Raw genomic sequence first — 5,704 nt, forward strand, 5'->3', positions numbered from 1 at the left:
AGCGACACCGGCACGTCCGGCACCACGAAGAACAGGCTGGCCTCGGCCACGCCCCACAGGAAGGCGAGGAGGATGAGAGACCGATCCTTCATGCCGGCCGCCTGGATGCCAGGACCGTCATTGTGAGCCCCGCAGGGGCGTGGCGATCCAGCGGCACCGGCCTATGGATCGCCACGGCGCTTCGCGCCTCGCGATGACGGGGAGAGGGACCTGCCGTCTCTCCATCAATCCCATTCCGGGAACCTCGTGCCCTCGACCAGCTTCGCCATCGCCGCCTCCAACCCCTCGACGAAGGCGTCGGTGTCCTCCGGCCGGTCGGACAGAGGCGGGCCGATGAAGGCGTCGCAGAAGAACGGCACCGGCAGGAAGGCGCCGCGCGGCAGCACCTTGCCCAGCCCGTGCAGATAGACCGGCACGATCGGCACGTCCGGCCGCCGCCTGGCCAGGTGGCAGATGCCCTTCTTGAAGCGCTGCAGCCGCTCCGGCTCGCCGCGCGACCCCTCGGGGAACAGGATCAGGATGCAGCCGCGGTCCAGCGCCTCGACGCAGCCGGTCAGCGGGTCCTCGCCGCGCTCCCGCGCATGGCGGTCGAAGGGCAGGATGCCCATGCAGCGGGTCGAGAACCAGGCCATCGCCCGGCTGCTCATGAAATAGTCGGCCGCCGCCACCGGCCGCACCTTGTGCAGGATCCGGCTGGGAAACAGCGAGGTCAGGGCCACCGTGTCGGCATGGCTGTTGTGGTTGGCGACGATAATTGCCGGCCCGGTCATCGGCAGCCGCTCCGGATTGCGCACATGCAGGCCCACGAACAGCAGCATCGCGGGCTTGGTCACCAGCCAGTGGAACAGCAGGCGCCACATCGTCGGCCGGCCCTCAGTAGTAGAAATAGCGCATGAAGTGGAAGAACAGCGGCGCGGCGAAGATCAGGCTGTCGATCCGGTCCAGCACGCCGCCATGGCCGGGGATCAGCGTGCCGGTGTCCTTGATGCCGATGTCGCGCTTGACCGCGGAGACGGTGAGGTCGCCGAAGAAGCCGCTGACCGCCATCAGCGCCCCGACCCACAGGGCCATCGGCCAGGACAGCGGCGCCAGCAGCGGCCCGATCAGCCCGGCGACGATGGTGGTGGTGACCAGGCCGCCGACGAAGCCCTCCACCGTCTTGTTCGGGCTGACCGAGGGCGCGATCTTGTGCCGGCCGAAGATCCGGCCCCAGACATACTGCGCCACGTCGTTGCCCTGGGTCAGGATCAGCAGCAGGAGCAGAAGCCCGGCGCCGCCCGGCCCGGCCTGGCCGTCCTCCGGCAGCACGAACAGATAGGCGACGTGGCCGATGGCGAAGACGCACAGCATCAGGCCCCAATGCAGCGTGCCCAGGGCGCGCAGGAAGCCGGTGACCTCGCCGCGCAGCACCATCATCGCCGGCACCACCATGAACAGGTAGACCGGCACCCAGATGATGAAGAAGCCGTACTGCTCCTGCGCGATCCACCACCATTGCGTCGGGATCGCCAGATAGGCGACCAGCAGCACCGCCCGGTCGGCCCGCCTTGTCGGCACCACCGACAGGTATTCCTTCAGCGCCAGGTAGCTGACCACCGCCAGCACCACCAGCACCGCGATGGGGTTCAGCACCAGGGCGATGCCGCCGGCGATCACGATCACCCACCAGGACCGGATGCGCAGCCTGAGCTCGGTCCAGTCCTTCGCCGGCTTGGCGCGGCGCAGATACAGGACGGCGGCCTCGGCGACGACCAGAACGGCGACCAGCGCGGCCAGCGCCCAGGCGACGGTGGGATCGACGTGGAGCCCGGCGATCATGCGCCGATCTCCGCCAGGGCAGCGCGGACGCGATTGAGGATGGTCAGCACCGACAGCAGCAGCAGCGCCGCCAGCACCAGCGGCATCCATAGCGCCGGGGCCAGCACCTGGAAGAAGGCCGCGACGGCGAGGACCGAGAAGGCCAAGGCCCGGTCGGACTTGCCGAAAGGCCCGTCATAGCGCCGGCCGGCGCCGATGGTGCGGGCGGCGATGCCCGCGGCCTCGCCGATCACCGCCAGCAGCACGGTCACCACCACCAGCCAGGGCGGCGCCGGCAGCAGCAGCGCCAGCGGCAGGTACAAGGCCGCGTCCGACACCATGTCGCCGACCTCGTTCAGCAGGGCGCCCAGCGGCGTCGGCGCGAAGAACTCCCGCGCCAGCATGCCGTCGATGGCGTTCAGCGCCATGCGCAGCAGCAGGAAGGGCGGGTACAGCAGCAACAGCCAGGACCAGCCGGTGGCGGCGACCACCAGGCCCAGCAGCACCGACAGGCCGGCGGCGGCCAGGGTCACGGCGTTGGCGCTGATCCCCTTCTGTGCCAGCCGGGCGGCGGTGGGACGCAGCAGCGCCTGGAATCTCGGCTTGATGTCGTAGAGCGATGGCATGGACCCCCCGATCCCCATCATACCATCGCGGGCGTCATGGCTTTTTTGGGGTGCCGTCGCTGGTGGGGTCGGCCTTCGGATAGTCGGGATCGGTCAGGCAGGCGCGCATCCAGGGGGTGTCGTCCAGCGAGCCCCAGGCCTCGGCATCCAGCTTGGGCAGGGCCGCCGCCTTGGCGTCCGCGCTCCCGGCATTGCCTGCCTCCTCGGCCTTGGGCTGCAGATTCCAGCGCGCATCGGGGTTGTCGCTCGCCGGCCCGTCGGGACAGGTGGAATCGTTGTTCCCGTCCACGGCGCAGCTGGCCACCGGCTTCAGCTTGCCGTCGACCACATCGGCGATCGACCGGGTCTCGTAGGTGCGGTAGGTCGCCCAATCCTCGTCCACGCTGCAGACCCGGTCGTGGTTCTGATAGGTGCGGGTGGCGAAGCAGGAATAATAGTCGGCCCAAGAGCCGGCATGGGCCGGGAAGATCTCGCAGCGGGTCTCGAACCCGGCGAAGGGGCCGCCGGTGTACCGGGCCAGGAAGCGCCTTTGCGCCTGCGCCTCCGCGATCAGGGAGAATTGCCCGGGCTCGGTCTTGGACCGGTCCTTCAGCACATTGGTGCGGTCCTGCATCAGCGACAGGATCTTGTCGTGCCAGGTGTCGACATCGCGGTCGGCATCCTCGGGCCAGCTCTCCGGGTCGCCCAGGTCCTGGTCCCGCGCGGCCAGCCAGCGGCGCTGGCTGGCGACCAGCATCTCGTGGATCTCGGCGTCGCCCGTGGCGGCCTTGAGGATCTGGGCATAGGCCTGGCCCATGGCCGCGTCGGCCGCCTTCAGCCGCTTGTCGCCGCAGATCGCGTGCTCGAGCTTGGTCGACGCCTTGCCGCAGTCGAGCGCCAGGGCGGGGGCGGAGAGGGCGAGGAGGGCGGCCGCGGCGAGCAGCAGGGATCTCATGGTCATGGCAACCTTGGACACGAGGCGGAGCGGGATGGCAAGGACATCCGTCCTGGGGCGGGCATCATCTCCGCGCGCAAACCGGGCGGGATCGTGGCGGAAGCGGGACGGTCACGCGGCGAGGCGCCGGCCGAACAGGATCACCCCGGCGCCGGCCAGGCACAGCACCGCGCCGGCCAGGTCGAAGCGGTCGGGCCGGCTGCCCTCGACCGCCCACAGCCAGACCAGGGAGGCGGCGATGTAGATGCCGCCATAGGCGGCATAGGCGCGGCCGGCGAAATCGGAGTCGACCCGGGTCAGGGCCAGGGCGAAGACGATCAGGCTGGCGGCGCCGGGCAGCGCCCACCACGGGCTGCCGCCCAGCCGCAGCCAGGCCCAGAAGGCGAAGCAGCCGGCGATCTCGGCGACGGCGGCGATGACGAAGGCGAGAATCGAGCTCATCTGCGACCGATGCTGCCGGGCCCCATCCGGGTTTGACAAGCTCGCCGCGCCCGCGCAGCTTCGGCCCGACCATCGCCTCCGCCAAGGAAGACTTCCCGATGTCGACCGTGATCCCCCCGCCGCCGCAGACCCTCGTCCCGGTGCTGGGCAGCGACGCCACCTTCCCCGTGGGCCGCATCTTCTGCGTCGGCCGCAACTATGCCGCCCATGCCCGCGAGATGGGCCACGACCCGGACCGGGAGCCGCCCTTCTTCTTCGCCAAATGGGCCGATGCCGTGGTGCCGACCGGCAGCACCATCGCCTATCCGGCGGCGACCAAGGACCTGCATCACGAGATCGAGCTGGTGGTGGCGATCGGCGCCGGCGGCACCGACATCGCCGCCGACCGGGCGCTGGGCCATGTCTGGGGCTATGGCGTCGGGCTCGACATGACCCGCCGCGACATCCAGGCCGAGGCCAAGAAGCTGGCGCGGCCCTGGACCATGGCCAAGTCCTTCGACCAGTCGGCGCCGCTGTCGGCCCTCCGGCCCGCGGCCGAGATCGGCCATCCGGCGAAGGGCGCGATCTGGCTGAAGATCAACGGCGAGATCAGGCAGTCCGGCGACCTGGCCGACCAGATCTGGCCGGTGCCGGAGATCATCGCCCATCTGTCGCGCTTCGTGGCTCTGCGCCCCGGCGACCTGATCATGACCGGCACGCCGGACGGCGTCGGCCCGGTCAAGCCGGGCGACCGGCTGGAAGGCCATGTCGACGGCGTCGGCGAGCTGTCGGTGACCTATCGCTGATGCCCCCGTGCTGACGGACGCGGGTGACGACCTGGCCGCGGTGCTGGCGGATGCCTGGGGCCGGCTCGGCCGCGCCACCGGCGAACGCCGCCGCACCACCGGCCGGGTCGCGCTGGCCAGCGTGAACGGCCGGGGCGGGCCGGCGCTGCGCACGGTGGTGCTGCGCTCGGCCGATGCCGCGGCGCGGCGGCTGGAAATCCACACCGACCGCCGCTCGGCCAAGATCGCGGAGATCGAGGCCGATCCCGCCGTGGCGCTGCTGCTGTACGAGGCGGCGGACGAGGTGCAGATCCGGGTCGAAGGCCGGGCGGCGCTGCTGCCGCCGGGGCCGGATCTGGACGCCGCCTGGGCGGCGACGCCGGGCCCGATCCGCGCCGCCTACCGCATGCCGGGGCCGCCGGGCACCCTGATCGCCGACCCGGCCCTGCCGCCGCCGTCGCGCGAGGGGACGGAGGAGGGGCGGGAGAATTTCGCCGTGATCGTGCTGACGGTCGACCGCATCGACTGGGTGCGCCTCGACCCCGGCGCCGACCGCCGCGCCCTGTTCGATTGGACCGGCGGCGCCTTGAAGGCCAACTGGCTCATCCCCTGAGGGTTTGCCCATGACCATCGACTGGATCGCGACGCCGATCACCGCCGGGCTGCTGCGCGGCGCGGTGGAGCTGGAGGCCACCGGCCGGGGCCTGCTGCCGCACCGGCTGCCGGCCCGGGCCCGGGCGCAATGCGCCGACCCGCAGCTGGCGATGGTGGAGGCGCAGCCCTCCGGCGTCCGCCTGGTGTTCCGCAGCCGGGCCACCGCGATCGAGCTGGACACGCTGCGCACCAGGCGGGTCTATGTCGGGGTGCCGCCCCGCCCGGACGGCGTCTATGACCTGCTGGTCGACGGCGTGCCGGCCGGCCAGTCCGGCGTGACCGGGGGCAATATCCTCCGCATCGACATGGCCGCCGGCTCGATCACGACCGAACCCGGCCCGGCCGGCACGGTGCGCTTCGCCGGCCTGCCGGACCGCGACAAGGCCATCGAGATCTGGCTGCCGCACAACGAGACGACGGAGCTGCTGGCCCTGCGCACCGACGCGCCGGTGGCGTCCGCCGCCGCCAGCGGCCGCCGGGTGTGGCTG

At 71.5% G+C, this 5,704-nt stretch carries 8 protein-coding genes; 3 read left to right on the forward strand and 5 right to left on the reverse strand.

The features are described 5' to 3' along the window. Positions 1–224: 224 nt before the first annotated feature. From ABDW35_RS30835 to ABDW35_RS30855, 5 genes are all read right to left on the reverse strand, one after another. Positions 225–860, reverse strand: a complete 636-nt coding sequence (locus ABDW35_RS30835; protein WP_343717668.1) for a lysophospholipid acyltransferase family protein — start codon at positions 858–860, stop codon at positions 225–227. A 13-nt stretch (positions 861–873) separates the two neighbouring features. Then, positions 874–1,818 (reverse strand): phosphatidate cytidylyltransferase, encoded by a 945-nt coding sequence (locus tag ABDW35_RS30840; RefSeq protein ID WP_343717669.1) that lies wholly within the window; start codon positions 1,816–1,818, stop codon positions 874–876. Beyond that, positions 1,815–2,423, reverse strand: coding sequence for a CDP-alcohol phosphatidyltransferase family protein (locus tag ABDW35_RS30845; RefSeq protein WP_343717670.1), 609 nt, complete (start codon positions 2,421–2,423; stop codon positions 1,815–1,817). The genes ABDW35_RS30840 and ABDW35_RS30845 overlap by 4 nt, the downstream gene beginning before the upstream one ends. 34 nt (positions 2,424–2,457) lie before the next feature. After that, positions 2,458–3,363, reverse strand: a complete 906-nt coding sequence (locus ABDW35_RS30850; RefSeq protein ID WP_343717671.1) for a lysozyme inhibitor LprI family protein — start codon at positions 3,361–3,363, stop codon at positions 2,458–2,460. A 105-nt stretch (positions 3,364–3,468) separates the two neighbouring features. Continuing rightward, on the reverse strand, positions 3,469–3,798 hold the full coding sequence (locus ABDW35_RS30855; RefSeq protein WP_343717672.1) for a YnfA family protein: 330 nt from the start codon (positions 3,796–3,798) through the stop codon (positions 3,469–3,471). Positions 3,799–3,896: 98 nt separating this feature from the next. Here ABDW35_RS30855 and ABDW35_RS30860 point away from each other — a divergent pair, with 98 nt between their 5' ends. The 3 genes from ABDW35_RS30860 to ABDW35_RS30870 form a co-directional block, all read left to right on the forward strand. Further along, entirely contained in the window at positions 3,897–4,583 is a 687-nt protein-coding gene (locus ABDW35_RS30860) for a fumarylacetoacetate hydrolase family protein (RefSeq protein WP_343717673.1), read from the forward strand. A 7-nt stretch (positions 4,584–4,590) separates the two neighbouring features. Continuing rightward, complete coding sequence (locus tag ABDW35_RS30865) at positions 4,591–5,175, forward strand: pyridoxamine 5'-phosphate oxidase family protein (RefSeq protein WP_343717674.1); 585 nt, start codon at positions 4,591–4,593, stop codon at positions 5,173–5,175. Positions 5,176–5,185: 10 nt separating this feature from the next. Further along, positions 5,186–5,704, forward strand: a 519-nt coding sequence (locus ABDW35_RS30870) for a hypothetical protein (RefSeq protein WP_343717675.1), incomplete at its 3' end; no start/stop codon positions are given.

Source organism: Inquilinus sp. (assembly GCF_039594555.1).
Lineage (GTDB): Bacteria > Pseudomonadota > Alphaproteobacteria > DSM-16000 > Inquilinaceae > Inquilinus.

Coding starts and splice junctions, on each gene's coding strand:
- ABDW35_RS30835 (WP_343717668.1), bottom strand. CDS start 860: ATGTGGCGCCTGCTGTTCCACTGGCTGGTGACCAAGCCCGCGATGCTG.
- ABDW35_RS30840 (WP_343717669.1), bottom strand. CDS start 1,818: ATGATCGCCGGGCTCCACGTCGATCCCACCGTCGCCTGGGCGCTGGCC.
- ABDW35_RS30845 (WP_343717670.1), bottom strand. CDS start 2,423: ATGCCATCGCTCTACGACATCAAGCCGAGATTCCAGGCGCTGCTGCGT.
- ABDW35_RS30850 (WP_343717671.1), bottom strand. CDS start 3,363: ATGACCATGAGATCCCTGCTGCTCGCCGCGGCCGCCCTCCTCGCCCTC.
- ABDW35_RS30855 (WP_343717672.1), bottom strand. CDS start 3,798: ATGAGCTCGATTCTCGCCTTCGTCATCGCCGCCGTCGCCGAGATCGCC.
- ABDW35_RS30860 (WP_343717673.1), top strand. CDS start 3,897: ATGTCGACCGTGATCCCCCCGCCGCCGCAGACCCTCGTCCCGGTGCTG.